We start from the raw sequence: 26,643 nt of genomic DNA, 5'->3' as shown, positions 1-26,643 counted from the left end.
CGTCTTTTGTCGTCAGTGCAGACGCGCACCTGTCGTCGGTAAAAGCACCGAGTATACGCTGGTCGATGCGGTGATGAACAACCGGTTGCGCTTGAGCCCGCCGAAACAAAGGTTTGACACTTCTTCGGGTACAAAAATCTTGCCAAGCAAGGTGCCATCTGGGTGGTAGCAATGCACACCGTCCCGCGCGCTTGTCCATATACGTCCTTGCGTATCCAGGCGGAACCCGTCGAACACTCCGGCCTCGCATTCGGCGAACACTTCACCGCCGGTCAGTTCGCCATTATCAAGAACCGAGAAGGCCCGAATGTGATGCTCACCGCTGGGGTATCGGGTGCCACCGCTATCGGCGATGTAAAGGGTCTTTTCATCCAACGAAAACGCGAGCCCGTTCGGACAGGCAAAATCTGTTGTAACCTGCGAAATTTGACCATCAGCAGGGTCCAGGCAATAGACGTGCTCTCCGTCAATTTCTGGCTCGGCCTGAAACCCTTCATAGTCGGACTCGATGCCGTAGGCGGGGTCGGTGAACCAGATGGTGCCATCTGATTTCACCACCACGTCGTTTGGACTGTTGAACCGTTTTCCATTGAAATGACTCGCAAGTGTGGTGACAGAGCCGTCGTATTCGATCCGCGTAACGCTGCGTGTACCGTGTTCGCACGCTACGATCCGCCCTTGCCGGTCCAGCGTCGCGCCATTCGTATAGCACCCAAGCCCACTTCGAATATCGGCAACTGCATCGCTCAACTCATCCCATCGCAGGCGGCGGTCATTTGGGATATCGCTCCAGATCAAGCATCGAAACATCGCGCTGTAAACCGGGCCTTCCGTCCATTTTCCGCCCGTCCACAGCTGTTCGATCGGCTCGTCAAGTTTGACACTTCGCTTGAACCGCTCGTCGCGGATTTCATAATTGTCTGTCTTGATCATTGGCAGCCGCTCCAATTGCGCTTTATATTCACGCGGACATTAATGCGCTACAGAAAGCATAGCAAGTGACCAATATACCGACGCCAGGTCGTCCAGTCCGAGGCTCGCAAAGCGGTGCGCCGATCATGGCGCTGTTTGATCTTCTTGGCCGGCATTGGGCCATGGGCGTGCTTTGGACGCTGAATGAAATCGGCCCTTCCACGTTCCGCAGGTTGCAGGACGAGTGTGAAACGATCTCGCCCGCCACCTTGAACAAACGGCTCAAAGAGCTGCAGGTCGCTGGTTTTGTCCACCGGGCCGAAGGCGGTTATGCCACGACCGAACTGGGGCGCGACCTTTATGAGCGTTTGCGACCTCTGGGGGAGTTCAGCAAAGACTGGGCAAGGCACCTTTCGAACTTGTGACGGACCGCCACAATGTTGCGGTAATCGGATCGCTTAGTGATCAAAGGCACGTTTGCTCCGGCTCAAATTCATACGGAACCATGCCGACGTCTCTGGCAAAGCAAAGCGGATTGACACTTTGCCGTGTTGTCTTGTCAATTGAACATCACCGATCAGATCGCAAGGACCACGGATGGATCAGAAAACCCAATTTCCTGACTCAATGTTCTTGGTGGACGTTGACGGACATCCGGATGGGCAAAGGCACAAGACACTCAGTTTTTCCAGAACGCCTTCGGTGCTTTTGACCTTCGCGGCAAACCGCTTCACGCGCAGTTCGGCCCGGGTTTACATGAAGGATTATGGTATCGGGGCGATGGACTGGCGCATGCTGGTTATGCTTGTGCGCGAGCCGGGATGCAGCGCGGCCAGGGCGTCTGCGGCCATTGGCATTGACAAAGGTGCCATCAGCCGAAGTCTTGCGCGTTTGGAAGCCAAAAATTTGGTGGAGTACGAGAGCCTTGAATCGGATGAACGCCGAAAAAAGTGGTTTCTCAGCAAAAAGGGTATGGCGCTGCACGACGAAATCCTTGAGGTGGCGTTGGCACGGCTCAGGGTCATGCTTGACGGATTTTCCGAGCAAGACATTCAGGACTTCAACAGGTTGCTCCAATTGTTCATGGATAACATGGCCAAGGAAAGCCTCAGCTAGTTTGACTTAGAGGATTGTTAGAAGCTGACGTCTGTCTTAGGGACGGTGACGCAGCTTCTAATTTGCTAATGCTCCATCACGGAAAAACGCTTGCGGTAATCGACCGGAGATATGCCCAAGTTCCGGTAAAAGCTTCGCCTCAGACGTTCCGCTTCCAAGAACCCACTTTTTGCCGCAATGGTCTTGATCGGCATTTCTGTTTCTTCAAGAAGGTCCTTGGCCGCTTCCAGCCTGCACATCTCGACGAATTTGGCCGGCGTGCATCGGAATGAGGCGTGAAACCTTCTTGTGAAGGTGCGCGAACTCATCCTGCAGTGCTTCGCCAATGTGTCGACCGTCAGATCCAAGGTGACGTTTTCGCGAATCCAGGACGCCAACTCGCGGAATTGTCCATCCGCCTCAGACAGCTGGTTCTTGAGCGATGTCGAGAATTGGCTCTGCCCACCGGGCCGCATCATGTAGACGACCATTTCACGCGCGACATCCAGGGCGACTTTGCGTCCATGATCCTCGGCGACCATGGCCAGCGCCATATCTATCGCTGACGTGACGCCACCAGACGTCCAGATGGCACCTTCCCGGATATAGATGGGGTCCTTCTCAACCCTAATTTCAGGAAAGGACTGGGCCAACAGATCACAGTATTTCCAATGTGTGACCGCCCTTAGCCCGTTCAACATGTTCACCCGAGCAAGCGCGAAGGCCCCAATGCAGACAGAGCCAACCCTCTTTGAGTTCTGGGCAGCGGACGTAACGGTTTTCCTGTCTTCGATACTGCGACCGGAATTCTCGTTTCCAATTACCAAAGTCGTGTCGAAGGGAATGTCCGGCGCTTCGCTGAGCGCTTGCGTATCCGGCGACAAAACCGTGTCGGTAAGCTTTGCGCCAGCCTCGGAAGACAGGACAATGGTTTCATATTTTTCGTCTTCCGGAAGATACGCGTTGGCGTCGGAAAACACTTGTAGCGGTCCAACAAGGTCGAGCAGCTTAAAGGGCTCGAGGCAGACAAAAGCAACTCGTTTCATAGTTTCACTCGATAAACAAAAAAACCGCACAAACAGCGAACACAGTTCATCGATTTTTCCTTTTTTGTGAACGAGGTTATGAGAATTATCCAGGTGAGTGGACGGATAATTCCATGAAACCAATACATTAAGAGCAAACCACACAACAGTCGGGTTTTCCTCTATTGAAGATATTACCTATCATGGATATTTAGTATCAGCAATAGGAGCCCAATGGAGGGAGCGATCCTTTGAAACTGAGCGACGGAATAGAATGGGCGGCCCACACGACGTTGTTGCTGGCGGCCCTGCCTTCTGGCGGGCGATTGTCCGGCAAAGCGTTGGCGGCCTTTCACGACCTGTCTGAAAGCTATCTTGCAAAACACCTGAATGCCTTGGTTCGGGCCAAGATCCTTGAATCCAGCACGGGTCCATACGGCGGATTCAGCATGGCACGCCCGCCGGAAGAAATCTCGATGCTGGATATTGTTGAGGCCATCGAGGGTAAATCGCCTTTGTTTCGATGCACAAACATCCGTCGAAACGGGCCATGCGCGATAGAGGATCCAAAGGCCTACGTAAAACCCTGCGGGATCAGCAGCGCCATGCATCGTGCGGAAGCAGCTTGGAGGACGGCGCTCTCTAAAGAACTGATCAGTGATCAACTTCAGAGTTTTATCGCCTCGGCCGACCGTCGGATCGTTGCCCTTGGTGCGGCTTGGATAGGCGAAAACATGAGGGAAAGCAGGAAATGAAAGTCTTTGTAACCGGCGCGACGGGCGTTCTTGGTCGTCCTGTCGTAAAGTCGCTGATCGATGAGGGGCACACCGTGTTGGCGCATGCGCGGTCCGAGAACGCTGTAGCAGCGTTGCAGCCCATGGGTGCCGACCCAGTGACATGCGATCTGTTTCATAGCGAACAGGTGAAGCCGCATTTGGACGGATGCCAGGCGGTGCTTCATTTGGCGACAAGTATCCCCAAAACGCCCGACATAAAAAAAGCGGATGCATGGCGCCAGAATGACAGGCTGAGAACAGATGCCACCGCGGCCCTTGTCGAGGCCGCCACGGAGACCGCCTCAGTCAATACCTTTGTCTATCCAAGTGTCTGTTTCATGTATTCGGACCATGGGTCAAATCGGGTGGATGCCGGGTCAGCCAAATCTACGCCAGTCGGAATATTACACTCGACTTTGGATGCGGAGCGTTCTGTTGCGGATTTCGATCAAAGCGATGCATCCCGGGTTGGCGTTTCGTTGCGGTTCGGTATCTTTTACGGTCCGTCGTCCCGCGACAGTGCGGATGTCATCAAGTTCGCGCGCAAGGGATTGGCCCTGCCTCTGGCACAACGGCAGGCATACAAGTCAATGATTTGGATCGACGATGCAGCAAACGCAGTTATCGCGGCGTTGAAGCTGAACGATGGTGGTGTTTACGACGTTGTAGAAGACGAACCACTTACCATCGCACTGTCCATAACGGCGTTGGCCGAGGCTGTTGGGCGCGCAAAGATCCGGTCGCTTCCGCGCTTTATGCTTCGGTTCTTATTGACGCCGGAGCTGCGGGAAATGATGGGTCGAAGCCAACGCGTGGACGCGTCGCGGTTCAAGAGTCTAACAGGCTGGGCCCCTCAGGTTCCTTCGCAACGGGAAGGATGGAAGATCCTTCAGCGCACTTTCGAGGCGTAGCTGACGCAGTCAGAACCGCATCCATTCATTTCAAGGAGCGCAGATAGTGTTCAGCAAAAGCGTTGTTTTCCTGAGGTTCCACGGAACCTTTGTCATCATTCTCGGGTGTGCAATGTCGATTGCCGCAACCATCGGGCATCTCAAAGCGGCGGGGCCGTTGGCTGTGCTGGGGCAAGATGTTGCTGGCTATGTGGGGCTTATGCAGGCGTATATCCTGATTGCGGTCATCGGGTTGTCGATGTGGGGCGCTACGATGCGCACCCGGAGCTTGCGCTTATGGCATTTGTGCGGTGTGCTGGCCCATTTGCCGGCGTTTGTGCTGACCCTGATGTTCTGGAATTGGATGGTCGACAACGGAATCCCGACCGCCGCGATCTACATGCATGGGTCCTTTATTGTCGCGGAAACCTGTTTTTTCTTTTTCGGTCAAATCCCCATAAAAGGCGAGCGGCGCATGGCAACAGACCCGCGCTAAGTTCGGGCAGGGTTCGCGTTTTCTTGGGTGGTATCTATGAGGCTATTTGAACGTTCCATGATGATGACGGATGCGGTTTGGCGTCGCCACGCAAACCCGTTCAGTGTCTATTCCCGTTTCACCGTGCTGCCATTGCTGAGTTTGGCGATTTGGTCGCGGGATTGGATCGGCCCCTGGGCCTGGCTTGTGGTTGCACTGGCTTTGTTTTGGAACTGGTTCAACCCACGGGCCTTTCCACCGGTCTCTAAAATCGAGGGGTGGGCTTCGCAGGGGGTTTGGGGCGAGCGGATCTTTTTGAATCGGACAAACGCCACGGTCGCCAAAGAACACGCCGTTTTCGTCTACGTCCTTTCTGCTTTAACCGGCGTGTTCACCTTGTTGCTGGCTTGGGGTCTATGGGAACTCAGCGTGCCGACCACGGTGTTCAGCCTCATTCTGGCTGTCACGTTCAAGACTTGGACCTTCGACAGAATGGTTTGGATTTACCGAGATGGCGACAGCGCGGGTCGAGACTTTGATAATTTCTCGGTGTCCTAGATAAGCGGTCGTTTTGGCTAAGAATGTTAAAAAACGCAAAAACAGCCATATCGTCAGTTTTCTCTGTCAAATTCGGGCGCTGCAATTGTTGTGGCGGGGCCAAAATGCAAAGCCAGTTGCGCAAAGTAAGCAACAGGTGGAGCAGGTGGCATGAGCACGGTCGGGACAGCGTCATGGGCGTATAAGTCGGATGGTATTCTGACGTGGGGACAGTATCTGGGTCTGCACAAACAGCTGGTGACGCTTCAACTGAAAGAGGCGGGTGCCTGGTTGGCCGCCAAAGGAATAATCGGGAAAAAGCCCCTGCAGTTTGACGTAGACGAAATCGTCATCCCGGACTCCGCCATTGCCCGTAAAGCAGACGAACTTGTGCGCGACGTGTCCAGCGCCCCGCTGCATTCTCATTGCGTTCGGACATATGTGTGGGGATATCTGCTCGGCAAACACGCCGGTCTAAAGTTCGATCCGGAACTCTTCTACGTGTCGAGCGTCTTGCATGATCTGGGATTGGTCGAACCGCATATTCAAAAGGCCATGTGCGCCTGCTTTGCCGTGACCGGCGCCAAACAGGCTCGGGAGTTCGTCAGGGGCGAGGGGTGGAGCGAAGAAAAATGCGAAAGGGTTTTTGAAACGATAAGCCTGCACCTCAACCTGGATGTTCGTGCAAAGGATCACTTTGCCGAGGCGCAGATGTTGGCACATGGCGCGCATCTAGATGTTGTGGGTGCTCATTATCGCAGGCTTTCGCCGCGGACGATCGACTCGGTCATAAAACGTTTCCCGCGCGATGGATTTGTTGCCGACATTCAGGACCATATCGAGACGCCGCACAACCCGCTGACCCGAGCGACCATGCTTGGACGAGTTGGATTTTCCAAGCTCGCCAACAAGAATCCGCTCAACGACCATCAAATGAAATGTCATGGGCATCTGTAATGAGCAGGCCAGACGCAACTTAAGCCCTGAATCATCTCATTCTTCCTTTCGTCTCAATTTTCGGAATCTTTGAAATGACCGTCGATCAATCCGTCACACTCCTGAAGCTTGCCGCGCTGGCAACGGTCGGTTTCGGCTTGCTGATCCTGTCTGGCGCGGCGCCAGGCCTGGCGGCCCCGGCTGACTTACTGGCTGATTTGGTGTTTTGGCCGCTCGACGATGTACAAGCCGTGGACAGCGCCACGTCACGGCTTCTCGCTGCTGTGACAGGGGGCGTAATGGTCGGCTGGGGCAGCCTTCTGTACAGCGTTGTGAGTTACTTCGGGGTCCGGGATCGTTCGGCCCTGTTGCGGTTTTTGACGATAAGTCTGGCCTGCTGGTACGTCACGGATTCCACAGGTTCTGTTCTGGCTGGTGCGCCCGCTAATGCGTTTTTCAACCTGCTTTTTCTGATGATGTTCGCGGTGCCGCTGTTCTTTATCTGGAAGGAAGAGAGACGATCCGGGTAACGCGATAGTGGCGGCAGACGCGGATGTGGCAGGGTCCAAACGAACGCGCTGATAGCACAGCAGCCGCACTTGGAACCGCCCAGTTTGCCGTTCAATGCAAAAGCATTCCTTATTGAATCGCGCTTGTATTGAGAAATGCGCGCCCGGAACTGAAACGGGTGGGCAGACCTGGTGAATGGAGGAAACCTCAGGCCGTCCGTTTCGTTCCGAGCGCTTTAAGCTCATTTCGAATATGTCGATGACCACATGTCAGGCGTCCCAGGCCACGGGGAGAGCAAGAGGCCCGCGGAACGCCCAACCTCCGAACTCGACCGGACCATCGATGTGAAGTCCGGTGAGTTCAGAAAAGATCAGTGGCATAGCGAAATCAGCTATTAGGCTGCGCGCGGCCCAGGCACCGGCACAAAAGTGCGGACCGGCACCAAAGGCGATAGACGCGCTGCAATCCTGATTCATGTCGAATTCGTCAGGTTTTTCGAATATATCAGCGTCACGATTGCCAGAGCCGAACATCAGGAAAACACGGTCATCCGGATCAAATGTGACATCGTTGACGGCGTATGTTTGAGTCATGCGACGCGGGGACATCCCGACTGGGGACATCCAGCGGGAGTATTCTTCGAACGCGTTCAGCCAGGTGAACTGACCAGATTTGATCAGGTCGTACTGATCGGGATGGGTCAGCATCGTCCAAATCAGCCCGGCAATCACATCACGCGGTTCGTTTTGACCGCCTGAGATCGCCAGTTTGACATTGGCGCGGTACTGTTCGGGCGACAAACCTGCCTGAAGCTGCACGGAAAGCAGCGACATATCCGGGGTTTCGCTCAGTATCGGAACCATCTCATCAATGTGGCGGTCGATTGATGCGGTGCAATCATGGCAGCGCGCTTCGACATCCGGGTCACCTGCGTAGTTCGCGCATCCATCAATCATTCCCTGACTGACACGATCCATTTCCTGCCACTTCATGTTGGTCAAACCGGTGATCGCCTTCAGCGCCTCGCCCGAGATTGGCATTGCAATGTCGCGAACCATGTCGGCACGACCGGACGGTTTTACGCGTTGTAAAACCTCTTTGGTCAGTTCTTCAAACTTTGCGTTCCAGACGGTTTTCACCGCCTTAGGCGAAACCGCGGGAAATATCACCTTGCGCTCGGCCATGTGGGCGGCACCGTCCTTGCGCATAAGATTCTGGCCCATAAGGACCGTCATCAACCCTTCGGGTTGGTCCGATGAAAAATATTCAATCAGCTTTTCGTTGACGAAGATGTCATCACGTTTTGTCAGGAGTGTCGCGCCAAGCTGCGGAACGTAAGCGATCGGAGCCGTTTCGCGCATCGCTTTCAGATCAGGATACGGGTCGCGCCAAAATGCTTTCAGATCGATTTCGTAAGTCGGTGCGTTTGACATAAAGGTCTGCTTCTCTTCGGCCGCAAGGCGTTTATCAGCATGTAGGAGGTAAGTTGACATGACAACACATCGAATGAACCAAGTCAACAAAAGGTCGTGGTGTGTTGTCGAGGTGATCCTTTGATTTCACATCAATTGAGTGCGTGTTTCAGGGAATTCTAAGAACGATTCCGTCGAGGTCCGAGCTGGCAATCAACTGGCAGGACAGACGACTGGTTTCGCTTCGCTCGCCGTCAACCATATCCAGCATGTCATCTTCCATCTCACCGCAGGTTTTCGCACTTTCCGACCCTTCGAGAACCGCGACATGGCAGGTGGCGCAGGCCAGCGCCCCGCCGCAATCGCCCGAAATCCCGGCAATCCCGTTCGAGACTGCGGCCTCCATCAGATTGTGCCCTTCCTGGACATCAGCAGTGCGGCTGTTTCCGTCAGGAAGCACCCATGTAACGGAAATCGCAGGCATTTCCATTTCCTCCCAGAATGTGTTGGACCATAATCAAGCACATCATGAGTTGTCATGTCAACACGTTTGAGAAATGCGTATTTTCGTAATAATCAAAGCGGTTTACGCGAAACACGCGCTGAGAATCACGCTTGGCGCGGGGCAAAGACCTGCGGGAAAACGGGTTCTTAGATTGAGAGATCAGGCAGGCTAGATGGGTCGGTTAAGCGCTGAATTCGCGCGCCGCAACTCAGATGGGCTCACCTGATACCGCTGCTTGAACCGGCGGGCAAAATGCTCGGGAGAGTGAAAGCCCGAGCGAAAGGCGATCTCGCCGATGCTCATGGCCTGATACTCAGGACGCACTAGGAATTTACGCGCGTGCTGCAATCGCATCTCAAGCAGGACCGAGGTGATGGATGTATCATCACCGGACAGGATTTCGTTCAACCGTCGCACCGACAGGCCCGACGCTGCGGCGATCCGCTCGCGCGATAGGTCGGCATCTGCGATGTTGTCCTGAATGAACTGCCGCATGCGTTGAACAAGGATTTGGGCGTGGGTTCCGCCCTCAAGCGGATGGTCGTGTGTCGTCTTCAGGTTGATCCAGATAAGATCAAGCAGAACATCTGATAATGCAGATCCGATCCGATCATCTTGATCTGCGGTATTTGCCGTGATGCTTTTAATGTTGTCAGACAGAAGTCGCGCGAAAGGGCTGTTTCCAGATATTTTGTGTAGTTTCTGCGGATCGTGTAAAAGCACGCGCGGTTCAAAGTCTTCGGCTGGGATTTTCAGCACGATTTGCTCAAACTCATTGGGTACATCAATGCGATAGGTGCTGGAGCTTGAATAGAGCATGAGATCGCCGGTATGCAGCAGCTCTTCATGGTCCCCGATTGAAAATCGCGACACGTTCCGTGTTTGAAGACTCAGCAAATACCAGTTGCGAGAGGCCTTTCGAATGTCCTGCCTGCGTCGCGCCACGGATTGACGGCTGCCGCCAATGCGCGACAGCGTCGACGCCCCCAGATGCTCGACCGTCAGATGGCTGTGAAATCCCTTCTCTCCGCGCAGGGGCGACTCGCAGTCCAGTTCGACATAGGTGCTGCATATGGCTTCGCGCCAGAACGCAAATCTGTTCTGACGTTTCAGGGCATCCGTATTGAAGTCCTGGCGACTCATGATCTGCGTTTGCACCCCCTATCGCCCAAACCATCAGCTCTTTCCGCCCGCACGGACAGGTCCGATCTAGCAAACGTTGCTAGGGTGCCGCAAATAGCGCACTGAGGAGGTATGTAATGTCAAGCCCAATAAAAGTTGCTGCGGTTCAGGCCGCGCCGGCGTTCATGGATCGTCGGGCGGGGGCTGAAAAGGCTGTCGCTTTGATCGACGAGGCGGGTGCCAAGGGCGTCCAGCTGATCGTGTTCCCTGAACTTTGGTTGCCCGGATACCCGTGGTTTTTGTGGCTTGGCTCGCCTGCGTGGTGCATGCAGTTCATTGGCCGATACAATGAAAGCAGCCTGGAAGCAGGTTGTGAAGAAGACCTGATGATCGCCGAGGCCGCGCGCCGCAACAGTATTCAGGTTGTTCTCGGCCTCTCCGAAAAGCTGGGCGGCAGCCTGTACATTTCGCAGTGGCATTACGGTGCAGACGGCAAGATGATCGACCGCCGCCGCAAGCTCAAGCCGACCCACGTTGAACGCACTTTGTTTGGCGAAAGCGACGGCAGCCACATCAACGTGCACGACACCGAGCTTGGCCGGGTCGGATCGCTTTGCTGCTGGGAGCATCTTCAGCCCCTCGTGAAATATGCGATGTTCTCGCAGAACGAACAGATCCATTGCGCTGCCTGGCCCAGCTTTACGCTCTATCTAGGCGCGGCCCACGCATTGTCCGGCGAGATGAACATGGCGGTCAGCCAGGTTTACGCGGCCGAAGGCCAGTGCTTCGTGATCGCGGCTTCGGCGCTGTGCTCGCAGGAAATGTGCGATATGCTTTGTGACACCCCCGACAAACAAGCGCTTCTACAGGCCGGAGGCGGGTATTCCCGCATCTTTGGACCTGATGGTCAATCGGTGGTCGAGCCGCTGCCTGCCGATCTGGAAGGATTGTTGATTGCAGACATCGACCTTTCAATGATCGCCTATGCCAAGAACGCCGCCGATCCGGTTGGTCATTACGCGCGTCCCGACGTGTTCAAGCTGATGTTCAATGACAGTCCACATATGGTTGTCGAGGACTTCGGCGTCAAAAACACTCGGGTCTTGTCGGGTCGGGAAGAACCTGAACCGCTGCCCAGTGAAGAGGAAGACGCCTAAGCACCTTTTGGCATGTCGTATGTCCCAAGCCCGAACACGATGATCTGTTACGGCCTGGATACACCGCGAAACTCGACGAGTCAGATTGCGTTTCCTGAAACACTGGCCCGCGGCGTCAAAGCCGGCCTTCCAACGCGTTCCGGTCCGCTAGGTAGCGGCATCAAAGCTCATTGCGGCTTCGATGGGATTTCCATCGGGGCCGATCAACGTGCGATGATCGGGTAATTGAAGCGATACACGCAATTCATAAACGCCGGGCGTCAAGCTCCCAAGGTTTACGACCGGTGTCATTGCGGTCATCACTTTCTTTCCGTTTATGTGTATATGCGCGTGCCCGTGAATCGTGGGTTGGGCTTCTGCGGTACAAACCTGAGAGAACGAGAAATTCTCGACAGCCATGTGCAGGATCCATTCGCCATCAGTCCTTTCCAGTTCAGCAATACTGACACGGGGCACTTGGATACCAACCGGCAGTTTCACCGACTTGTTCACCATGTGCTTTTTGTTCGGGGCCTCATCCAAATCGGATGCGGTCACTGAGCTTGAGGGCTGGTCTCCATAAAATGACGCCTGAAGCCCATAGTAGAGCAGCGTTGTTGAGGCCAAAGATGCAATCAGGCACGGCGTCAAAAAAGCTGCGCGCGGCCTGATTTCGAAGCTGCGGTCGTCAACCACAATCATGATCAACACGTAGATGATCATCATATGGCCGATGGCATCAATTTTCCCGAACAGGATCACCGCCGCTGCGAAAACTATGGCAAGGAACAAGGCTGATCCGCGTCGCAGAACCGGAGTGCAAACAAGCGCAAAGGCAAGCGCAAACTCGACAAGACCCGCGAGCGTCATGAAATTCCGGTGTTCCAAACCAAGCGCCAGGGCCGGATAACGCTCCAACACCGGAAAGGACCATTCCGGATAAGCAAACTTCTCGATACTGGCCCACATCAACGTCACCGCCGCACCCCAGCGAAGAATGTCGAAGCGATATGGATAGGCCCGGTTTTTCGGGAGACCTGTGATGATCAGATACGCAGCGACGGCCAGAAACAACGGGTAATCGAGCAAATGAAACAGGCCGTACTTGCTTGCGGCGTATCCCCACAAAAAGATGATACCTGCGCCGCAAAAAACCATCGTGCGCCGCCAGAACAAAGAGGCGGCCATTGCCATTTGCATCCAGGGAACCCATGCACTTTCAGTCTTAAGTTCCGGCGTGAGAATTACGCCGCCCAGAACCCAGAGACACACCAGAAACACAGCGGCTCCGGCGCGCATCATAGTGTCCAGCTTTGGCTTGAGGCCGTGCGTTGCATTGTTGAGTTGGCGGATCGTCCAAGGCCCGGCGTCAGTTTGTTCCACATACAGCGCAATTGCCATTATTGCGCATAACGCCGCGAGTATCAGCCAGAACGCAGGTGAAAGAACGTGTTGCAGCGCCAGCGGTTCGGCCGAACTGTCATAGGGTGCAAACCACTTGACGTGCGCCGTCGCCAGGTTCGGCAGGGCCAGCGCGGCCAGGACCGCTGGTGTCCAAAAAAGCAATATCGTCGAGCGCCTGAATCGCATGAGCTCAAACTCCGGGTCTGTCGATGTGCTGGTAAGAGCAGCTCGACAATGCGCGCGGTTCATCGACTTCTCGAAAACCAGCGGCTCGCCAAGTGCCGGGACACTCGTGAACAAAGTGTTGTACGGGTGTCTTTTAATCGGGTTGTGTAAAAACCGAACCTTGCGTGACACGCAATTTCGGTCAAAAATCCCTCAAATAATGCAATCTCAGGTTGAGTAGCCAAAAATCGCTAATTTTGGAATGTGTCTGGGCGCTCAGAGCCTATCGTTTCACAATGCTGATCTTTTCATTGAGCGGGACAAGACAATAGAAGTTCTAACTGCGGAAACATACTTGGAGCCGAGCAATCGATCGCTCAGGTTCGAGAGATCGCGCGTACTGGGCACAGAAACGGAAACTACAGCGTCAATTTCTCCGGACAGAGAAAAAACAGTGTCCACACCGTCAAGCGTTTGCAGCCACTCAATCGCTGCAGCACAGGGACGTTGTGCAATGGTCACAAACATCAGCGCATGGGTAAGCTGTGCAGCTTCCCCCAAGCTGGCGTGGTAGCCCCTGATTACGCCTTGGTTTTCCATCGCCGTGATACGATCTTGTACGGCTGGGCGCGACAGACCGATCTCTTTTCCAATGGCGGTGGCCGTCAATCGGGCATTGTTTTGCAGCAGCGCGAGGATGCGCTTATTTGTCCGATCCATTTTCATGGCATTAACTGCATGTGGCAGGCGATTTCCTTCGATCCGCAAGCTGACATTCAGTGGCTTGCCGTGCTTAGTGATCATATCACAACGGAGCGAGCAATGCGGAAAATATCACCTGAAACCTTCACTGGATCGCATGCGTGGGAGGCCATGGATATCGAACGGTTCACCGGCGCGACAACGGTTCGGTTGCACTGGACCGACGAACCGTACAAATGGCATATCAATGACGGACCCGAGGTCTTTGTTGTGCTGGACGGAGCTGTCGACATGCACACCCGTGAAGACGGCAAAGAAACTGTTCACGAAATGAAGGCGGGCGAGGTTTTTCACGCAAGAGAGGGCGACGAACACGTTGCCCATCCCTGTGGCGCTGCGCGTGTTCTCGTGATCGAGACCGAGGGTAGCGTCTGACGAGGCGGTCTTTCCCGTCCCGCCAAGGCGGCGAAAGACTACGCCGTGGCTTTCGGCAGAAATTGCGATGAGATTGGCGGATTTTGCTCGATTCCTAAGCTTCGCGCGAAATCCTTCCGGGTGTTAACCCATGTCCTAGCACACGGATTGCCAGCGTAACTGCAAGTTCGCAGATACAAACTTGTCGGTCCGCGCGTATCGCCATTTGGAGCGCTGTATAACTGTCTTCCAGATTGAACTTGGGACGAGGGCAATCAGTTGATTTCTGCAGTTCGTCGCCTCAGGCTTTCCACGACCTATCAGGGGATCGTGGCCCTGGTCGCCGCACAGTTCGTCTTTACCGCAATCGGCATAATCGATTTTTGGGCAGCATCCAAAGTTGATGCTGTTCATGCCTCTGGCCAGCTTCTGGGATGGCAGCTTTTTTGGTCTCTGGGCACCGGTACCACAGCGTTCGTGCTTGTGGTGCTTCCCTGGCTTAGCCGGGGCGCAACCCGTTCAAACGACGATTTCGCGATCTGGACCGGATCCGCAACGTTGATTGCGCTGGCATTGGGTCTCGTGTGTTGCGCGATCTTTCTTGTGTACCCGACCGCTTTGCTGAAATCCGGCGTTGAAAGCACGCTCGTCGCCGAGGCCAAAACCTATTTGTTGGGCCTGTCGACTGCCCCGGTTGCGTTGCTATTGACTGTGATCCTGCGCTCGGTTCTGGTTGCGAACGGTAAAGGCGGATCTGTGTTTTGGGCGGCGGTGACAATACTGCTTGCAAAGACGGCAAGCAACGGCGCGTCCAGCTACTTCGGATGGGAACAAAACAATCTGATCCTTGGTCTGTCCACGGCGATTTCGCTTTGGCTGGGCGCTGCGCAGATGGTCTTTGGACTGGATCGATCGATCTTTCCCGCTTTGGGCCGACTGCGGTTCAATTCGCTCGCTGCGCCAATCAAGGCACTGCTTCGGCTGGGATTTCCCGCATCGGTCACGGCTTTCGCAGAAACCGGATATTTTGCGGCCACAACCTATTTGAGCGTCAGGATGGGAGAGTCTGCGGCGCTGGTCCATGGCGTCGCCCTTAACCTCGTTTCTCTTGTCTTCGTTGTCCCGTTCAGCATCGCCCAGGTGGCGTCCATGGAAATCCAATCCTCGGTTGGTCAAGCAATTCGAGACGTGTCCAAACGGTTTCTCAAAATCTCCGCCTGTTGCTCGGCTGTCATTGCGGTTTGCTTCTTTGTCTGGTCGGGGCAATTGGCGCATGTGTTCATTTCGAACGAGGGCGAAGAAACGGAAGAACTGCTGCGGCAAGCAAAACTCCTCATCCAGTTTTGTGGTCTGTTCATCATTGCCGATGCAATTCCGATAACAACAATCGGGCTGCTGCGCGGTCTGCGCGATACGTTCTATCCGATGGTGATTTCGCTGGCATGCTACTGGGGTGCCGGGTTCACAGCGGTTCTTATTCTTGGCGACAGCCCGGCAGGGATCTGGCAAGGCATGCTGATTGGGGTTTGCTGTTCCGGGCTGTGCTTGAACGTTCGGCTGCGTCTGCTGGCAAACAAGATCTAGGATACGCAGTGCGACAGGTGTCAGACGATCAGCGATTCAAGCAGCGTGGCGCCAAAATGGCTTTGCGTCTGAATAAATCGCGACCTGAGTTGTTTAACCTATGTGAAACAACCAGAGCAGGCCAATGAATCAGAGGCTTAAATCGAAGGGTTCGCGTCGCAATGTAAAAACGCGGTCCGCTGACAGACTCGCAGGATTTCCAGCCTTAAACCTCGGCATTGTTTGCGCGGCAATGACTTTGCCAGCTTTTGAATCCAGTTCGCCGGATTGTAGAGCGATCAGTGTTATACAACTTAAAGGAATATTATAGTGGCTCTTAAATTATCTGCCCCCGTTGGTGACAAAAAACGAATTACCAAGGCTGACCCAAAGAAGAACGAAAAATTCAAACCCGTTCAGAACAAACCTGCCGATGTCGAGTTGGTGCAACTGATGCTGGTGGCCAACGGGTTCCGTGTGGACGTGAACGGCAAATGCGACACGGTCCTGATCAAGAACATCCGCGAGTTTCAGAAAAAGAAGCTTGGCTTCAAAAAGCCCGACGGCATCGTCGATCCCGACGCAAAGACTTGGAAAGCCGGCCTGCCGAAGCTGTCGGCCATGATTTCGGCAAATGCCAAACTGGAACTGTATGAAGTCTTTGAAGGCGGGAAGAAAAAGCTCGTCAGCAAAAAAGACTACGAGGCGGGTCTGAATGCCTTGAAAAGAGAGGTCCTGTCCAAGGCCGTAAAGATGCACAGCGAGGCAGAGTGCTGGGTCGATATCTGTAACGGGTTCGAAAAAACCCGACAGGCTCAGGATGGGCTAGTGAATGCCTTGGTGGAGTTTTCGGTCAGCGTCGTGAACAGCGATACCAACCCTCCTTGGGACGATATCCTGAAAGCGAGATCCGAGGCATCGACGTTGAAGGCACTTGCGGGTGCGGCGTCTCCGGATTGGCGCAGAGTTCAAAAGCAGGATCAGAAGGCAACAAAGGCTTACAACAAGGCTGTTAAGTCTTTCAAAAAGTTCATTGAGGCGCGCATCGGAACCGCTGGAGGTATCGTAACCGGTCTTGAAGTGGTGCGCGACACCTCGTTCGCAGCGGTCGAAACCTACATGACGGCGCGGCTGGTTATGACGAAGGGCATGAGCCCGGCGAAAGCGGGCATGATCGCCGCATCCAGTGTCGAGGCACTAAAGTCAGGTGCAGGCCAGTTCGGAGAATATGTCGCTGGAAACAAAGTGACTTGGGATGGCGCCGCCAAGAAGGTTTTCATCGACAGTTTCATTGCGGGTTTGGCAGGAGCAGCTGGAGGGAAACTTGGTGACAAGCTGTCCAAAGGATTGGCGAGCCAACTTGCAAAACACGTCATGCCGAAACTGTCCGGTAGTATTTCGACCAAGGCAGGCGAGCTGTTTTTCAAGCGCTTTCTGGGATCTGATGCTGGCCAGGCAATGGTTGTCTCTGCGTTGAAGGAGACAATCGGCTTGATGAAGCCGCTCATAGAGAAAGGGCAGCCGCCCAAGCTGAAAGACGTCAAAGACGCCGTTACCAAGACACTTCTCGCGGGGATCATGACGCATGCCTCGGTCAAGGCGCTGGATTATTTTACCAAAAACTTGCCGGGGAAGGGCGAGGCTTTTCTCAAAACCATAATGGCTCCAAAAATCATGGAATCCATGCGTAAGGAACTTTGTGTGCTTTACGGTGCAAAGACCTTTGACGAACTAGCGGCCAAACATGCCGGTGCGATTTACGTAAGGGTGGCAACAAGCGTCAGCGAAAAGTCCATCGAAAAAGCCGCATTGATTGCGGTCAGCGCGTCGGACGGTTCGCAAAGCGCCGCGCAGCTTCAAAAACTGGCGAATGACGAATTGCGAAAGGATGCGGAACTGCGGAAAAAAATCCAAGATATGATCCGCTCTGAATTCGCGCGCGTAGCCAAGAAATTGCCCGCACCTGCGAACTAGCCAGCAAGACAGGGTCGGTTTGACGCGGACTTAGGACTTTGCGTTGGGACATCCTCCCGGTGTCCCAACGCTGGGGCCGCGAGTTATCTCACAATAGCATCTCCGGTTGCAACCAATGGCTCAATTGTCCAGCGGAACAACAAAACCTGTTTTTATCGCATCCATGATCATGGTCGTGCGGAATCCTTTGATGTTCTTGTTTTCATAAAAGAACCGACGGCTGAAGGCCTCGTAATCCTCCATGTCCTTTGCCGTGACGATTAGAACAAAGTCGCTTTCGCCGGTTACATAATAGGCCTGCATGATTTCAGGGGTCTTTCGAACGGCAGCCTTGAAACTGTCGATAATATCCGCGCGTTCCCGCTCCAGCGTCACGTTTACAATCATGCTGAGGCCACGTCCGGCCATCTTCGGTTCAATGATCGAAACGTCCTTGCTAATGACGCCAGCCTCTCTGAGCCTGCGCAGACGCCTCAAGCAGGTCGAGGCCGAGATTCCAACGCGATCTGCAAGGACATCGTTTGGAACTCGATTATTTTCCTGAACAATCGCAAGGATTTTTCGGTCGAACAAATCGAGCTGAGCGATATTTTCGTTCATTTTTGCCTCGTGTCTGCAATTTTCAGTCATAAGATTCAGAAAAACGAAATTTTGCGCAAGTCGTATTGTGTCATGTTCGGGGAAATTTTTCCGGAGGGTTCCATGTACGACCAGGTTGATATCGGAGCGCTTGATCGCGCCTCCACTTTGCACCCCTTCACACCGTTGCGCGCCTTCTCGAACGGAGAGCTTGGCGGCCCACGCATCATGACCGACGGGCAGGGTGTTCGGGTGCGGGACGCTGAAGGGCGCGAGGTTCTTGACGGCTTCGCCGGACTGTATTGCGTCAATGCAGGGTATGGGCGGACAGAAATTGCGGATGCGATTTCCAAGCAGGCGCATCAGTTGGCGTATTACCACACATATGCTGGCCACACGAACGAACCGCTTGCCATTTTGTCGGACCGGCTGGTCAAAATGGCCCCCGGTGACATGGATAAGGTGTTTTACGGTCTGTCGGGTTCCGACGCGAATGAGACCAACGCCAAGCTGGTCTGGTACTACAACAACCTGCGCGGCAAACCGCGTAAAAAGAGAATAATCTCGCGTGAGCGTGGGTATCATGGCTCGTCTGTGATTTCCGGGTCGATGACCGGGATGAGCTTCTATCACGACAACATGGATCTGCCCTTCGACATAGTCCTGCGGACGGGTGTACCCCATCACTACTGGGGCGGAAATGACGCGGAAACCGAGCGTGAGTTTTCCGCCCGGCGCGCGCAGGAACTTGAAGAGCTGATCCTGCGCGAAGACCCTGAAACCATTGGCGCATTCATCGCTGAACCCGTTTTGGGTACCGGTGGGATCACGCCTCCGCCAGAAGGTTATTGGGCCGCTATTCAGGAGGTGCTGCGGCGCTATGACATTTTGCTGATCGTTGACGAAGTCATCACGGCTTTCGGTCGTACCGGGGCGATGTTCGGATCGGATTTGTACGAAATCGAACCTGATCTGATCACGACCGCCAAGGGGCTGACATCAGCCTATGTGCCAATGTCGGCATCGCTGGTCAGCAGGAAAATGACCGAAGTTTTTGAGGCTCACAGCGATGAAGTTGGGCCTTTCTCGCACGGGTATACCTATTCAGGTCACCCGCTGGCCGCTGCTGCAGCGCTTGCCTCGTTGGATGTGGTGGAAAAAGACGATCTGCCGAACAACGCAAAGGTTGTGGGGTATTACCTGAATGACCGCCTGAACGACGCGTTTGACCAACACCCGATCGTTGGTGAGGTCCGTGGCGTCGGGCTTATGGCCGCGCTCGAGTTTGTCGCCGACAGGGAAGTTCGCCGCAGGTTTGACCCGGGCCTCGCAGTGGGTGCGCGTGTCTCGCGGGCGTGCCTTGAACGCGGATTGATTGTCCGGGCGATGCCGCATGGTGACATTCTTGGATTTGCCCCGCCATTGGTCGCAACCAAAGAGGATGTGGATCAAATGGTTGAAATCACGCAAGCCGCCGTGGCCGAGGTCACAAATCAGTTGTCGCAAGTGGGATCGTTCTGAAGTGTTGCAATCGATAAGCCCGGCGGTTGAGCCACAAATTTGCTTTGCCGACGTAATTAGAAACGCAAAGCGTGCTGGTTCAAGACTTGCTGAAAAGAGTTCGTTTGAAAGATCGCAAGCGTTGTTTGCACTGGCAGATGGAATTGCCCTGCGCGCCGATGACTTCGCCCGAGCCATCGTTTACGAGGGGGTCAAGACGATCACCGAAGCCCGTGGTGAGGTTGCCAGAGCAGAGTTGACGTTTCGCATCGCGGCGGAGGAGATCAAACGATTTTCCGGTGAGCGGATCGACTTTTCCGCCGATCCCAGAGGTGCAGGTCGACACGGATGGGTAGACCGTAAACCGGTCGGTGTGGTTCTGGGCATTACGCCATTTAACGATCCGTTGAATCTGATCGCACATAAAGTCGCCCCTGCGATTGCGACGGGCAACGCTGTCATCATCAAGCCGCACCCTGATACGCCGACGCCTGCAGTGATGCTGGAAGGCCTCGCCAAGCAAATTGATACCCTCGGAAACAGCCTGCAGGTTTTTCTTGCGGACGGTGCAACGACCGAAGCGATGATCAAGCATCCTGATGTTGATTTGGTGTCTTTTACGGGTGGTCGCGAAACCGCGAAGCATGTCGCGCGCGCCGCGGCGGGAAAACCGCTGATGATGGAACTGGGTGGCGTCGCAGTCACGATTGTGCACAAGGATGCGGACGTCGACGCGGCGATTCCGGCCCTGGTTTCCGGAATTACCGCAGCGGCCGGTCAAAACTGCCTGCATGTTCAACGTGTGTTGGTCCACGACTCGATCCGCAAAGAAGTCGAGGCGCATCTTGCGCAGCGTTTGAACGAACTGGTGATCGGCGACCGATTGAATGACCAAACCGAGATGGGTCGTCTCATTAACAGGGATGCGTTTCACCGGTGTATCGATTGGGTGCATGATGCAGTCTCTGGCGGAGGCTATGTCATCTGTGGCGATTACAACGACGATACTGTGACCAAGCCCATATTGATCGGAGATCCGGGTCCGAATTCGAACATCGTGACGCAAGAAATTTTCGGTCCGCTCACAACGTTGGAATCCTATTCGGACATTGATGAGGCGATTGCGATGGCGGCCCGATCCGGGCCAGCGCTGGCAGCGGCGGTATTTACGCGGGACATCCACGTCCCCCATAAGCTGAGTCAGCTGAAAGTCGGACAGATCATGGTGAACGACACAACCGATTTTCGCATCGACTCGATGCCGTTCGGCGGACCGTCAAGCGCCGGTATTGGTCGTGAGGGTGTGCGAAGTTCGATGCTGGCCATGACGGAGCCGCAGGTGTTCTGCATAAAGGCCCCGGTATAGGTTGGTGATACTGTTGCTCGTCGTTCGACCCGACATGTGTCGTTTGCACAAAGCAATCTGAGAACTGGCCAAAGTGAGCCTAGGTTCGGCTCCGTCTTGTAGAGAGAGGCACGGTCCCTAGAAAGGACCGTGCCATTTTTTTATGCCCAGAGATCGTCGACAGACACTGTCTGATCGGCGAATACCAGAAGGTCGATGTCCATCAACTTGTCGGTTCCTTCGTTGACACCATCCGCACCGCCGTCGTCAGCATCTTTGACGATAACCTGCGTCATGTATTCGCCGCGGGTTCCGTTATAGACAGACATCACGCTGATCTCGTAGTCATCGAAATCGCCGAGATAAACAACCGAGTCCTCGGCGTCCGCGCCAGCGTCACCACGGTGGTTGGCAAAGATGATGTCGTCGCCTTCGCCGCCTTCAAAGACGTCAGCGCCAAGGCCGCCCATCATCTCGTCATTGCCAGCGCCACCAACGATCACATCGTCATCAGCATAACCGTACAACTTATCGTTGCCGTTTCCGCCGTTCAGAGTGTCGGCACCATCGCCGCCAATCAGCGTGTCATTGCCGTTTCCACCGGAAAGATGATCATCGCCCTCGTTTCCGACAAGACGATCATCGCCCATGCCGCCGACGATCAGATCGCCCGCGTCGTAGCCGTGGATGGTGTCATCACCGTCGGTTCCGACCCGAATCTGACCGATGTTGAAGGTTTCCGATCCGAACTGCAGAAACTCGACGGTGTCATCGATTTCCACTTCGGTTCCGTCCAGGAATACTTCCAGCGTGCCGTCATCCGCGATCGAGATCACGTAATCTTCGGGCGCACCATCCAGCGACAGGATGGAGTCGTGGGCCTCGTCGCCGTACAGGTCTTCCGAGGACAGCTGACCCTCGTACACTCCGAAGTCCTTGATGCTTCCATCCAGGTAACCGTAGACCTTGTCCGACGTGCCCGGTGTGCTTGCCCATGCGCCAGCACCCAGCAGCAGGTCTTCGCCATTTGTGGCCAGACCAACCGTGACATCCGGAAGGGTGGCCATAACCACGCCGTTCAGCAGAACCTGAACACCTTCGTCGCCAAAGCTCATCGCGAAGTCGTAGTCAACGCCAGCCTGGACAGCATTCGGTATCTTGATGACATGCGCGCCGGTACCGTCGTCGATGGTGATCGTGAAGGTGCCGAACTGGTCGACCCGTACGCTGAACTCGCCTTCGGCCTTGTCCTTGGATTCTTTCGAGACCAGGGTCGATCCCCACTTCAGGGTTTCGATGTTGAATCCAAACGCAATTGTCGCCGAGTCCAGTGCAATGGAATCGGGTGATCCCAGGTTGACTTCCTGTGCGGCACCGCGGTCGAATTCCATTGTGCCAGGCACAAAGAATACGGCGTTCTGACCGCCAGGCGTTTCGGTGTTGGGTGCGTCAAGCTTCGGTTTGGGCGTCGAAGACGTGCGTTCTTCACCGTTGGTGATCGGCGTGACCGCTTCTTCCACATCCTTGATGTTGTCCACGATGCCATAAGCCGGTGCAGCGTTCTGTTCGATGTCGCCTTCCTGCACGAGATCGCCATAGACGGTGATTGTGCCCAGTTTGTCGTACTGGTGCGCGCCGCCATTTGCGCCCTGATCCGAATACAGATGAATGATCGAATGATCGAGAACACCGTCACCGTTTGAATCACCATAGGTGATCTCATAGATCTCGGTGGTGTGCCCCTCGATGACGATTTTGTCGCCTTCTTCCTTGCTGTAGTCGAGGATGACGTCGTTGCCTATTACATCCACCCAGTGATCATGCAGCTTGTCGTTTTCACCAGCAACGCCATGCCAGTTGATGGTGCCATCGGCTTTGGTGTGCTCGCGGATGTAACGCTCTTTGCCGTTGATCAGCAGTTGGAAGTAGAAGGTATCGGCGCCTGCGCCACCTTCCAGCACGTCGTCTGCCGGGATCGGTTGATCGGGGTAAAGCTTGCCATCCGTCAGCTCGTTGTACGGATCGCCTTCGTCCCGGCCCGGGATGTCCGTGATGTATCCCTCGCGACCATCAGACCGCGCGATCAGCAGGTCATTGCCAGCACCGCCACGCAATACGTCTTCGCCGTGACCTCCATCAAGAACGTCGTTGCCTGCGCCGCCTTTCAGGGTGTCATTGCCGTAACCGCCCTGCAGAACGTCATTGCCAGCATTCCCCTTGAGAACGTCGTCACCAAGTCCGCCGTGAAGGCCGTCGTCGCCCTTGCCACCCTTGATATTGTCATCTCCGGCGCCGCCAAAAATGGCATCGTCGGATTTGCCGCCTGCCATGACGTCGTCGTCGGACGTACCCATCTGCATATCATCATACGGATTGTCGCGCATTCCATGATGGTTGTAGCCGTAGTCTGACATCAATTCCTTGAGGGTATCGCTGCCGTGGTGTGCTTGCAGGAATGCCGGCACGAGATCGGTCATCGCTTCGTGCATCATCGCTTCGCGCGCTTTGTCCTCGACAATGCTCAGGGCTTCCGAGTGAATTTGGTGCTCGGTCAGTTGGCTGTCGAAAACTGCGATCTCGGCGATTTCACCTTCAAACAGGGCTTTCGCACCTTCTTTGTCTGGGCCGTAGTCCGCATTGGATCCACCAAAGATCATCTCGCGGGTGTTCATCTCGATGCCTTGCGTGAAGTCGGGGTCAGCCGCAACGATTTGGCCATCCAGCCAAACGGCCAGACCGTCTTCTCCGAAGGACATAACGATGTGATATTCTTCGTCCGCCTCAATCTGGACGTTTGGAACGCGGAACATCTTTGTTTTGTCCGCCGTTTCCATGCTGAGCAAAAGCTCAGGCCCGTCCAGCGACAAAGTGAAGTGTCCGCCTTCGTCGCGACCGCTGCCGTTCTTCGAGACCAAGGTCTGGCGACCCGTGGTGTTCGCCGCGGTGAACGCAAACGAAATCGAGCCGGATTCAAGTGCCAGGGCATCAGAGTGCCCGCCGGAAATGTAACTCCCCGGTTCACCGGTGAGTATTGCGCCATCGACGTTTTCATAAACTCTGTTCGTCGGTCGGTGCATTGCGTCTAGCATTTTAAAAGCCTTTCTGGTTTCGGTCGCTCACATGAACAACCGGAAAGTGTTTACTAGGGTGCGCCTTGAAGATCAGGAGAAAGCCAACTTAACCAAAAAATATTTATATACAGACCGTTAAGCGACCTTCAAGCGTGGCTGTCTTACAATTAAGAATTGTGTTGAGTCTTTGACATTCATTTGAGTTGGCGGAAAAAGCAGCATTTTTGGCTCGAAAAGTTGTTGTCCGTTTCGGAAGTTTGGAAACCTTCAAATCCTGTTTTGTTCTTGCTTGTTTTCGCCTGCCCGATCATCTCAAAAAGTCCAGTGATCGGTCATTGCATCGGGATGAAAAACTGTCGCGTCAAAGAGACGATTATGGTTGTGTTTCTCGCGACTTTTCCGCAGGTTCATTGGCCATTCCTGATGTTCTCAAGCGTTTCTGTGCGGATCACGGGGCGGCTGAAATGGGCACGAACACCGTCTGCCATCGGAGATTGTGCAAAAAGCCCAAACTCAAGCGATGACCGATCGGGCAATCTGGCGTAACGCACAAGACGCCACGTGCCGTCCTTTAGCCGGATGTGAAGTGCCAGCGTGGGTCCAATCACCGATACCCGAAGGTTGACCGGCATTTCAGTTTCGGGCCCGTTGCAATCGTCAGAGAAGTCTGTCGTCAGAACGGAAACTGCGAGAACCTCACCAGTAGGGGATCGCTCGGCGACAAACTTCATCGACCATGAAGGACCGCACCTCAAGAAAAAGCCAGCCGCATCAAATGTGTTTGGCAATTCAGCGTCAACCGACAATTCGCATGTGAAGTCTTCGTCGGGGGTTTCGACATACGCGACCGGGATCTTCACGACCCGGTTTGTGCCCATCGGATCCGCGAAATAATCGCTTTTCTCAGAAACAACGATGTCAAAGCCTTCGCTCTTAGATTCCCATGTTGCAAGGTCCTCGTTTTCGGTTCTGTATATTTGCATTTGACCCGACCCAACGGCTGCTTGGGTGTCCCGACCAGCGTTTAATACTCGCTGGAACAGTTTCACACCTCGCCAGAGTTTTCATCCGAAGAGAGCATGGAATATTGGCCAAATGGCGGTCTGTTCATGCCAAGTGGGTCATGCGGTATCTGGGTTTTTCAATGCCGCAACCTGTGACTGTTACCCGCGGATGATCCCGATCAGCTTTCGCAGATGTGCATGCGCATTGGCATCATCAATCATGCCGATACCCAGCAGTAACCCGGTTCTGACATCAGATGACCGATAAAACTTGGACAATGGTTCGACGATAATGCCGGCATCGAGAGCGCGGGCGGCGATCTCTTGGTCGGCACGCATATCGCGGAACCGGCAGGTCAGGTGCAGGCCGGCGGATTGCTCCATAACGTCGACCAGATCTCCGCAATATTGTTTCAGTATATTGGCCACGAGTGTCCGCCGATGCCGATAGACGTCGCGCATCGTACGGACATGAGCGGCGAAGTGTCCGTCGCGGATAAATGCATCCAATGCAAGTTGCGGCAGGTACGGGGCAGGGCCTTGTACGCTTTCCTTGAGTGTACAGAACGGCTCGACCCATTTCGTCGGCAAGATCGCGAAGGCAAGCCCTACGGACGGAAACAGGACCTTGGACAGCGTGCCGAGGTAGATCACGTTCTCTCCGGGGTCGAGTTCGTAGAGTGTGGTCAGCGGGCGACCCGTTTCGGTGAACTCGCCGTCGTAATCATCCTCGATAATCAGCGCGCCGGACTGTGACGCCCAGTCGAGCAATTGCAAACGCCGTTGAAGCGACAGAACTTGACCTGTTGGAAACTGGTGTGAGGGTGAGACGGAGACCATTGCAGCTGGTCCATCCGGCAACTGGTCGGTGCGCAATCCCTGATCGTCGACGGGGACTGGGACAAGCTGGGCTCCGTTTGCAAGAAAGGCATTGGCTGCGCCCAGATACCCCGGATCTTCGATGCAGACCCGTTTCGAACGTTTTGAGGCAAGGCGATAGATCAGGTCAAAGGACTGTCGGGTTCGTTCCGTGATAACGATATTCTCGGCGCTGCACCGGATGCCTCGCATAACGCTGACATAATTGGCCAAGGATTCCCTGAGCGATGCAACCCCCTGCGGCGGGGCATATCCCCATGCCATCTCGCCGCTCTGGCGCAGTACGGTGTTGAACGTTCGCATCCATTTCTTTCTGGGCAGATGATTGAGGTCGGGGATGCCAACCGCAAAGGGTCGGCAGTCTTGCCCTTCGACGATGAAATTCGATTCCGTTGGGCTATCCTGGACTTTTTGACCAGACGGTGACGCGCTGGTCAGCGCAATGTCATTGTTAACAAAAGTTCCGGCACCATGATGCGTTTCGATCAGGCCTTCGAACAGCAGATGCTCGTAGGCCTCGATTGCAACAACCCGCGACACCGATAGTGCCGCCGCAAGCGCGCGGGACGATGGCAATCGCGTACCCCCGGCCAAACGGCCCGAGACGATCGCGTCGCGGATGGTGGAGCTTATCTGAATATAAAGCGGCGTGCCGCTCGACCGGTCAATCGAGATCAGCGAGATGAGTGACGTATCGATTTCGCGCATGTCA

25 protein-coding genes are annotated in these 26,643 nt (G+C 54.7%); 14 read left to right on the top strand and 11 right to left on the bottom strand.

Annotated elements, in window-relative coordinates; genetic code table 11:
• Positions 1-12 precede the first annotated feature (12 nt).
• The gene (locus RA28_RS09695; protein ID WP_039527287.1) at positions 13-933 is read right to left on the bottom strand and encodes an SMP-30/gluconolactonase/LRE family protein; all 921 of its coding nucleotides are present in this window, start codon (positions 931-933) and stop codon (positions 13-15) included.
• 125 nt (positions 934-1,058) lie between these two features.
• Here RA28_RS09695 and RA28_RS09690 point away from each other — a divergent pair, with 125 nt between their 5' ends.
• Both RA28_RS09690 and RA28_RS09685 read left to right on the top strand, forming a co-directional pair.
• Positions 1,059-1,337, top strand: coding sequence for a winged helix-turn-helix transcriptional regulator (locus tag RA28_RS09690; RefSeq protein WP_039527283.1), 279 nt, complete (start codon positions 1,059-1,061; stop codon positions 1,335-1,337).
• A 172-nt stretch (positions 1,338-1,509) separates the two neighbouring features.
• Positions 1,510-2,028 carry a MarR family winged helix-turn-helix transcriptional regulator gene (locus tag RA28_RS09685; RefSeq protein ID WP_039527280.1) on the top strand — a complete coding sequence of 173 codons (519 nt, stop codon included), beginning with the start codon at positions 1,510-1,512 and terminating at the stop codon, positions 2,026-2,028.
• Positions 2,029-2,093: 65 nt separating this feature from the next.
• Here the strand turns inward: RA28_RS09685 and RA28_RS09680 are convergent, their stop codons facing one another.
• The gene (locus tag RA28_RS09680) at positions 2,094-3,053 is read right to left on the bottom strand and encodes a GlxA family transcriptional regulator (RefSeq protein ID WP_039527277.1); all 960 of its coding nucleotides are present in this window, start codon (positions 3,051-3,053) and stop codon (positions 2,094-2,096) included.
• 230 nt (positions 3,054-3,283) lie between these two features.
• On the opposite strand from RA28_RS09680, the gene RA28_RS09675 reads away from it, so the two are divergent.
• From RA28_RS09675 to RA28_RS09650, 6 genes are all read left to right on the top strand, one after another.
• On the top strand, positions 3,284-3,787 hold the full coding sequence (locus RA28_RS09675) for an RrF2 family transcriptional regulator (RefSeq protein WP_039527274.1): 504 nt from the start codon (positions 3,284-3,286) through the stop codon (positions 3,785-3,787).
• Positions 3,784-4,719 carry an NAD-dependent epimerase/dehydratase family protein gene (locus RA28_RS09670; protein WP_039527271.1) on the top strand — a complete coding sequence of 312 codons (936 nt, stop codon included), beginning with the start codon at positions 3,784-3,786 and terminating at the stop codon, positions 4,717-4,719. Before RA28_RS09675 ends, RA28_RS09670 begins: the two co-directional genes overlap by 4 nt.
• 46 nt (positions 4,720-4,765) lie before the next feature.
• The gene (locus RA28_RS09665; RefSeq protein WP_039527268.1) at positions 4,766-5,194 is read left to right on the top strand and encodes a hypothetical protein; all 429 of its coding nucleotides are present in this window, start codon (positions 4,766-4,768) and stop codon (positions 5,192-5,194) included.
• A gap of 36 nt (positions 5,195-5,230) precedes the next feature.
• Positions 5,231-5,731, top strand: coding sequence for a DUF6653 family protein (locus RA28_RS09660; protein WP_039527266.1), 501 nt, complete (start codon positions 5,231-5,233; stop codon positions 5,729-5,731).
• Between the two features lie 150 nt (positions 5,732-5,881).
• A complete protein-coding gene (locus RA28_RS09655) occupies positions 5,882-6,667 on the top strand; it encodes an HD domain-containing protein (protein ID WP_039527263.1) in 786 nt (261 codons plus the stop codon).
• A 74-nt stretch (positions 6,668-6,741) separates the two neighbouring features.
• The gene (locus tag RA28_RS09650; RefSeq protein WP_039527260.1) at positions 6,742-7,176 is read left to right on the top strand and encodes a hypothetical protein; all 435 of its coding nucleotides are present in this window, start codon (positions 6,742-6,744) and stop codon (positions 7,174-7,176) included.
• Between the two features lie 249 nt (positions 7,177-7,425).
• On the opposite strand, the gene RA28_RS09645 is transcribed toward RA28_RS09650, so the two are convergent.
• From RA28_RS09645 to RA28_RS09635, 3 genes are all read right to left on the bottom strand, one after another.
• Positions 7,426-8,589: a cytochrome P450 gene (locus RA28_RS09645; protein WP_039527863.1), complete on the bottom strand. Its 1,164-nt coding sequence runs from the start codon at positions 8,587-8,589 to the stop codon at positions 7,426-7,428.
• Between the two features lie 148 nt (positions 8,590-8,737).
• Positions 8,738-9,052 (bottom strand): 2Fe-2S iron-sulfur cluster-binding protein, encoded by a 315-nt coding sequence (locus RA28_RS09640; RefSeq protein ID WP_039527860.1) that lies wholly within the window; start codon positions 9,050-9,052, stop codon positions 8,738-8,740.
• Between the two features lie 189 nt (positions 9,053-9,241).
• Entirely contained in the window at positions 9,242-10,216 is a 975-nt protein-coding gene (locus tag RA28_RS09635) for a helix-turn-helix domain-containing protein (protein ID WP_039527257.1), read from the bottom strand.
• 116 nt (positions 10,217-10,332) lie between these two features.
• Here RA28_RS09635 and RA28_RS09630 point away from each other — a divergent pair, with 116 nt between their 5' ends.
• Positions 10,333-11,352, top strand: a complete 1,020-nt coding sequence (locus RA28_RS09630) for a carbon-nitrogen hydrolase family protein (RefSeq protein WP_039527252.1) — start codon at positions 10,333-10,335, stop codon at positions 11,350-11,352.
• Positions 11,353-11,499: 147 nt separating this feature from the next.
• On the opposite strand, the gene RA28_RS09625 is transcribed toward RA28_RS09630, so the two are convergent.
• Positions 11,500-12,921, bottom strand: a complete 1,422-nt coding sequence (locus tag RA28_RS09625) for a hypothetical protein (RefSeq protein ID WP_052261395.1) — start codon at positions 12,919-12,921, stop codon at positions 11,500-11,502.
• 270 nt (positions 12,922-13,191) lie between these two features.
• Complete coding sequence (locus RA28_RS09620; RefSeq protein ID WP_241481096.1) at positions 13,192-13,704, bottom strand: Lrp/AsnC family transcriptional regulator; 513 nt, start codon at positions 13,702-13,704, stop codon at positions 13,192-13,194.
• 18 nt (positions 13,705-13,722) lie between these two features.
• Between RA28_RS09620 and RA28_RS09615 the strand changes: the two genes are divergently transcribed.
• The 3 genes from RA28_RS09615 (at position 13,723) to RA28_RS09605 (ending at position 17,553) form a co-directional block, all read left to right on the top strand.
• Positions 13,723-14,037, top strand: coding sequence for a cupin (locus RA28_RS09615; protein WP_039527853.1), 315 nt, complete (start codon positions 13,723-13,725; stop codon positions 14,035-14,037).
• 258 nt (positions 14,038-14,295) lie between these two features.
• The gene (locus RA28_RS09610; protein ID WP_152612050.1) at positions 14,296-15,600 is read left to right on the top strand and encodes an MATE family efflux transporter; all 1,305 of its coding nucleotides are present in this window, start codon (positions 14,296-14,298) and stop codon (positions 15,598-15,600) included.
• Between the two features lie 309 nt (positions 15,601-15,909).
• Positions 15,910-17,553 carry a peptidoglycan-binding domain-containing protein gene (locus RA28_RS09605; RefSeq protein WP_039527243.1) on the top strand — a complete coding sequence of 548 codons (1,644 nt, stop codon included), beginning with the start codon at positions 15,910-15,912 and terminating at the stop codon, positions 17,551-17,553.
• Between the two features lie 120 nt (positions 17,554-17,673).
• Here the strand turns inward: RA28_RS09605 and RA28_RS09600 are convergent, their stop codons facing one another.
• Positions 17,674-18,153 (bottom strand): Lrp/AsnC family transcriptional regulator, encoded by a 480-nt coding sequence (locus RA28_RS09600; protein ID WP_039527239.1) that lies wholly within the window; start codon positions 18,151-18,153, stop codon positions 17,674-17,676.
• Positions 18,154-18,255: 102 nt separating this feature from the next.
• On the opposite strand from RA28_RS09600, the gene RA28_RS09595 reads away from it, so the two are divergent.
• A complete protein-coding gene (locus RA28_RS09595) occupies positions 18,256-19,653 on the top strand; it encodes an aminotransferase (RefSeq protein ID WP_039527850.1) in 1,398 nt (465 codons plus the stop codon).
• Positions 19,574-20,998 (top strand): aldehyde dehydrogenase family protein, encoded by a 1,425-nt coding sequence (locus RA28_RS09590; protein WP_082029789.1) that lies wholly within the window; start codon positions 19,574-19,576, stop codon positions 20,996-20,998. The genes RA28_RS09595 and RA28_RS09590 overlap by 80 nt, the downstream gene beginning before the upstream one ends.
• Positions 20,999-21,138: 140 nt before the next feature.
• On the opposite strand, the gene RA28_RS09585 is transcribed toward RA28_RS09590, so the two are convergent.
• The 3 genes from RA28_RS09585 to pdxR all read right to left on the bottom strand — a co-directional run bounded on the left by RA28_RS09585 (position 21,139) and on the right by pdxR (position 26,639).
• Entirely contained in the window at positions 21,139-24,054 is a 2,916-nt protein-coding gene (locus tag RA28_RS09585) for a LamG-like jellyroll fold domain-containing protein (protein ID WP_039527235.1), read from the bottom strand.
• 401 nt (positions 24,055-24,455) lie between these two features.
• Complete coding sequence (locus tag RA28_RS22210) at positions 24,456-25,031, bottom strand: DUF1349 domain-containing protein (RefSeq protein WP_052261393.1); 576 nt, start codon at positions 25,029-25,031, stop codon at positions 24,456-24,458.
• Positions 25,032-25,211: 180 nt separating this feature from the next.
• Positions 25,212-26,639 carry a MocR-like pyridoxine biosynthesis transcription factor PdxR gene (gene pdxR, locus RA28_RS09575; RefSeq protein WP_052261392.1) on the bottom strand — a complete coding sequence of 476 codons (1,428 nt, stop codon included), beginning with the start codon at positions 26,637-26,639 and terminating at the stop codon, positions 25,212-25,214.
• Positions 26,640-26,643: the final 4 nt, after the last annotated feature.

It is taken from the genome of Ruegeria sp. ANG-S4 (genome assembly GCF_000814005.1).
In the GTDB taxonomy this organism is placed as follows: domain Bacteria; phylum Pseudomonadota; class Alphaproteobacteria; order Rhodobacterales; family Rhodobacteraceae; genus Ruegeria.
This window is presented reverse-complemented; position numbering and strand designations above follow the sequence as displayed.

What these genes read in the sequence shown, in the direction of transcription:
- RA28_RS09695 (WP_039527287.1), bottom strand. Translation starts at nt 933, where the DNA reads ATGATCAAGACAGACAATTATGAAATCCGCGACGAGCGGTTCAAGCGA.
- RA28_RS09690 (WP_039527283.1), top strand. Translation starts at nt 1,059, where the DNA reads ATGGCGCTGTTTGATCTTCTTGGCCGGCATTGGGCCATGGGCGTGCTT.
- RA28_RS09685 (WP_039527280.1), top strand. Translation starts at nt 1,510, where the DNA reads ATGGATCAGAAAACCCAATTTCCTGACTCAATGTTCTTGGTGGACGTT.
- RA28_RS09680 (WP_039527277.1), bottom strand. Translation starts at nt 3,053, where the DNA reads ATGAAACGAGTTGCTTTTGTCTGCCTCGAGCCCTTTAAGCTGCTCGAC.
- RA28_RS09670 (WP_039527271.1), top strand. Translation starts at nt 3,784, where the DNA reads ATGAAAGTCTTTGTAACCGGCGCGACGGGCGTTCTTGGTCGTCCTGTC.
- RA28_RS09660 (WP_039527266.1), top strand. Translation starts at nt 5,231, where the DNA reads ATGAGGCTATTTGAACGTTCCATGATGATGACGGATGCGGTTTGGCGT.
- RA28_RS09655 (WP_039527263.1), top strand. Translation starts at nt 5,882, where the DNA reads ATGAGCACGGTCGGGACAGCGTCATGGGCGTATAAGTCGGATGGTATT.
- RA28_RS09650 (WP_039527260.1), top strand. Translation starts at nt 6,742, where the DNA reads ATGACCGTCGATCAATCCGTCACACTCCTGAAGCTTGCCGCGCTGGCA.
- RA28_RS09645 (WP_039527863.1), bottom strand. Translation starts at nt 8,589, where the DNA reads ATGTCAAACGCACCGACTTACGAAATCGATCTGAAAGCATTTTGGCGC.
- RA28_RS09640 (WP_039527860.1), bottom strand. Translation starts at nt 9,052, where the DNA reads ATGCCTGCGATTTCCGTTACATGGGTGCTTCCTGACGGAAACAGCCGC.
- RA28_RS09635 (WP_039527257.1), bottom strand. Translation starts at nt 10,216, where the DNA reads ATGAGTCGCCAGGACTTCAATACGGATGCCCTGAAACGTCAGAACAGA.
- RA28_RS09630 (WP_039527252.1), top strand. Translation starts at nt 10,333, where the DNA reads ATGTCAAGCCCAATAAAAGTTGCTGCGGTTCAGGCCGCGCCGGCGTTC.
- RA28_RS09625 (WP_052261395.1), bottom strand. Translation starts at nt 12,921, where the DNA reads ATGCGATTCAGGCGCTCGACGATATTGCTTTTTTGGACACCAGCGGTC.
- RA28_RS09620 (WP_241481096.1), bottom strand. Translation starts at nt 13,704, where the DNA reads ATGATCACTAAGCACGGCAAGCCACTGAATGTCAGCTTGCGGATCGAA.
- RA28_RS09615 (WP_039527853.1), top strand. Translation starts at nt 13,723, where the DNA reads ATGCGGAAAATATCACCTGAAACCTTCACTGGATCGCATGCGTGGGAG.
- RA28_RS09600 (WP_039527239.1), bottom strand. Translation starts at nt 18,153, where the DNA reads ATGAACGAAAATATCGCTCAGCTCGATTTGTTCGACCGAAAAATCCTT.
- RA28_RS09595 (WP_039527850.1), top strand. Translation starts at nt 18,256, where the DNA reads ATGTACGACCAGGTTGATATCGGAGCGCTTGATCGCGCCTCCACTTTG.
- RA28_RS09590 (WP_082029789.1), top strand. Translation starts at nt 19,574, where the DNA reads ATGTGGATCAAATGGTTGAAATCACGCAAGCCGCCGTGGCCGAGGTCA.
- RA28_RS09585 (WP_039527235.1), bottom strand. Translation starts at nt 24,054, where the DNA reads ATGCACCGACCGACGAACAGAGTTTATGAAAACGTCGATGGCGCAATA.
- RA28_RS22210 (WP_052261393.1), bottom strand. Translation starts at nt 25,031, where the DNA reads ATGCAAATATACAGAACCGAAAACGAGGACCTTGCAACATGGGAATCT.
- pdxR (WP_052261392.1), bottom strand. Translation starts at nt 26,639, where the DNA reads ATGCGCGAAATCGATACGTCACTCATCTCGCTGATCTCGATTGACCGG.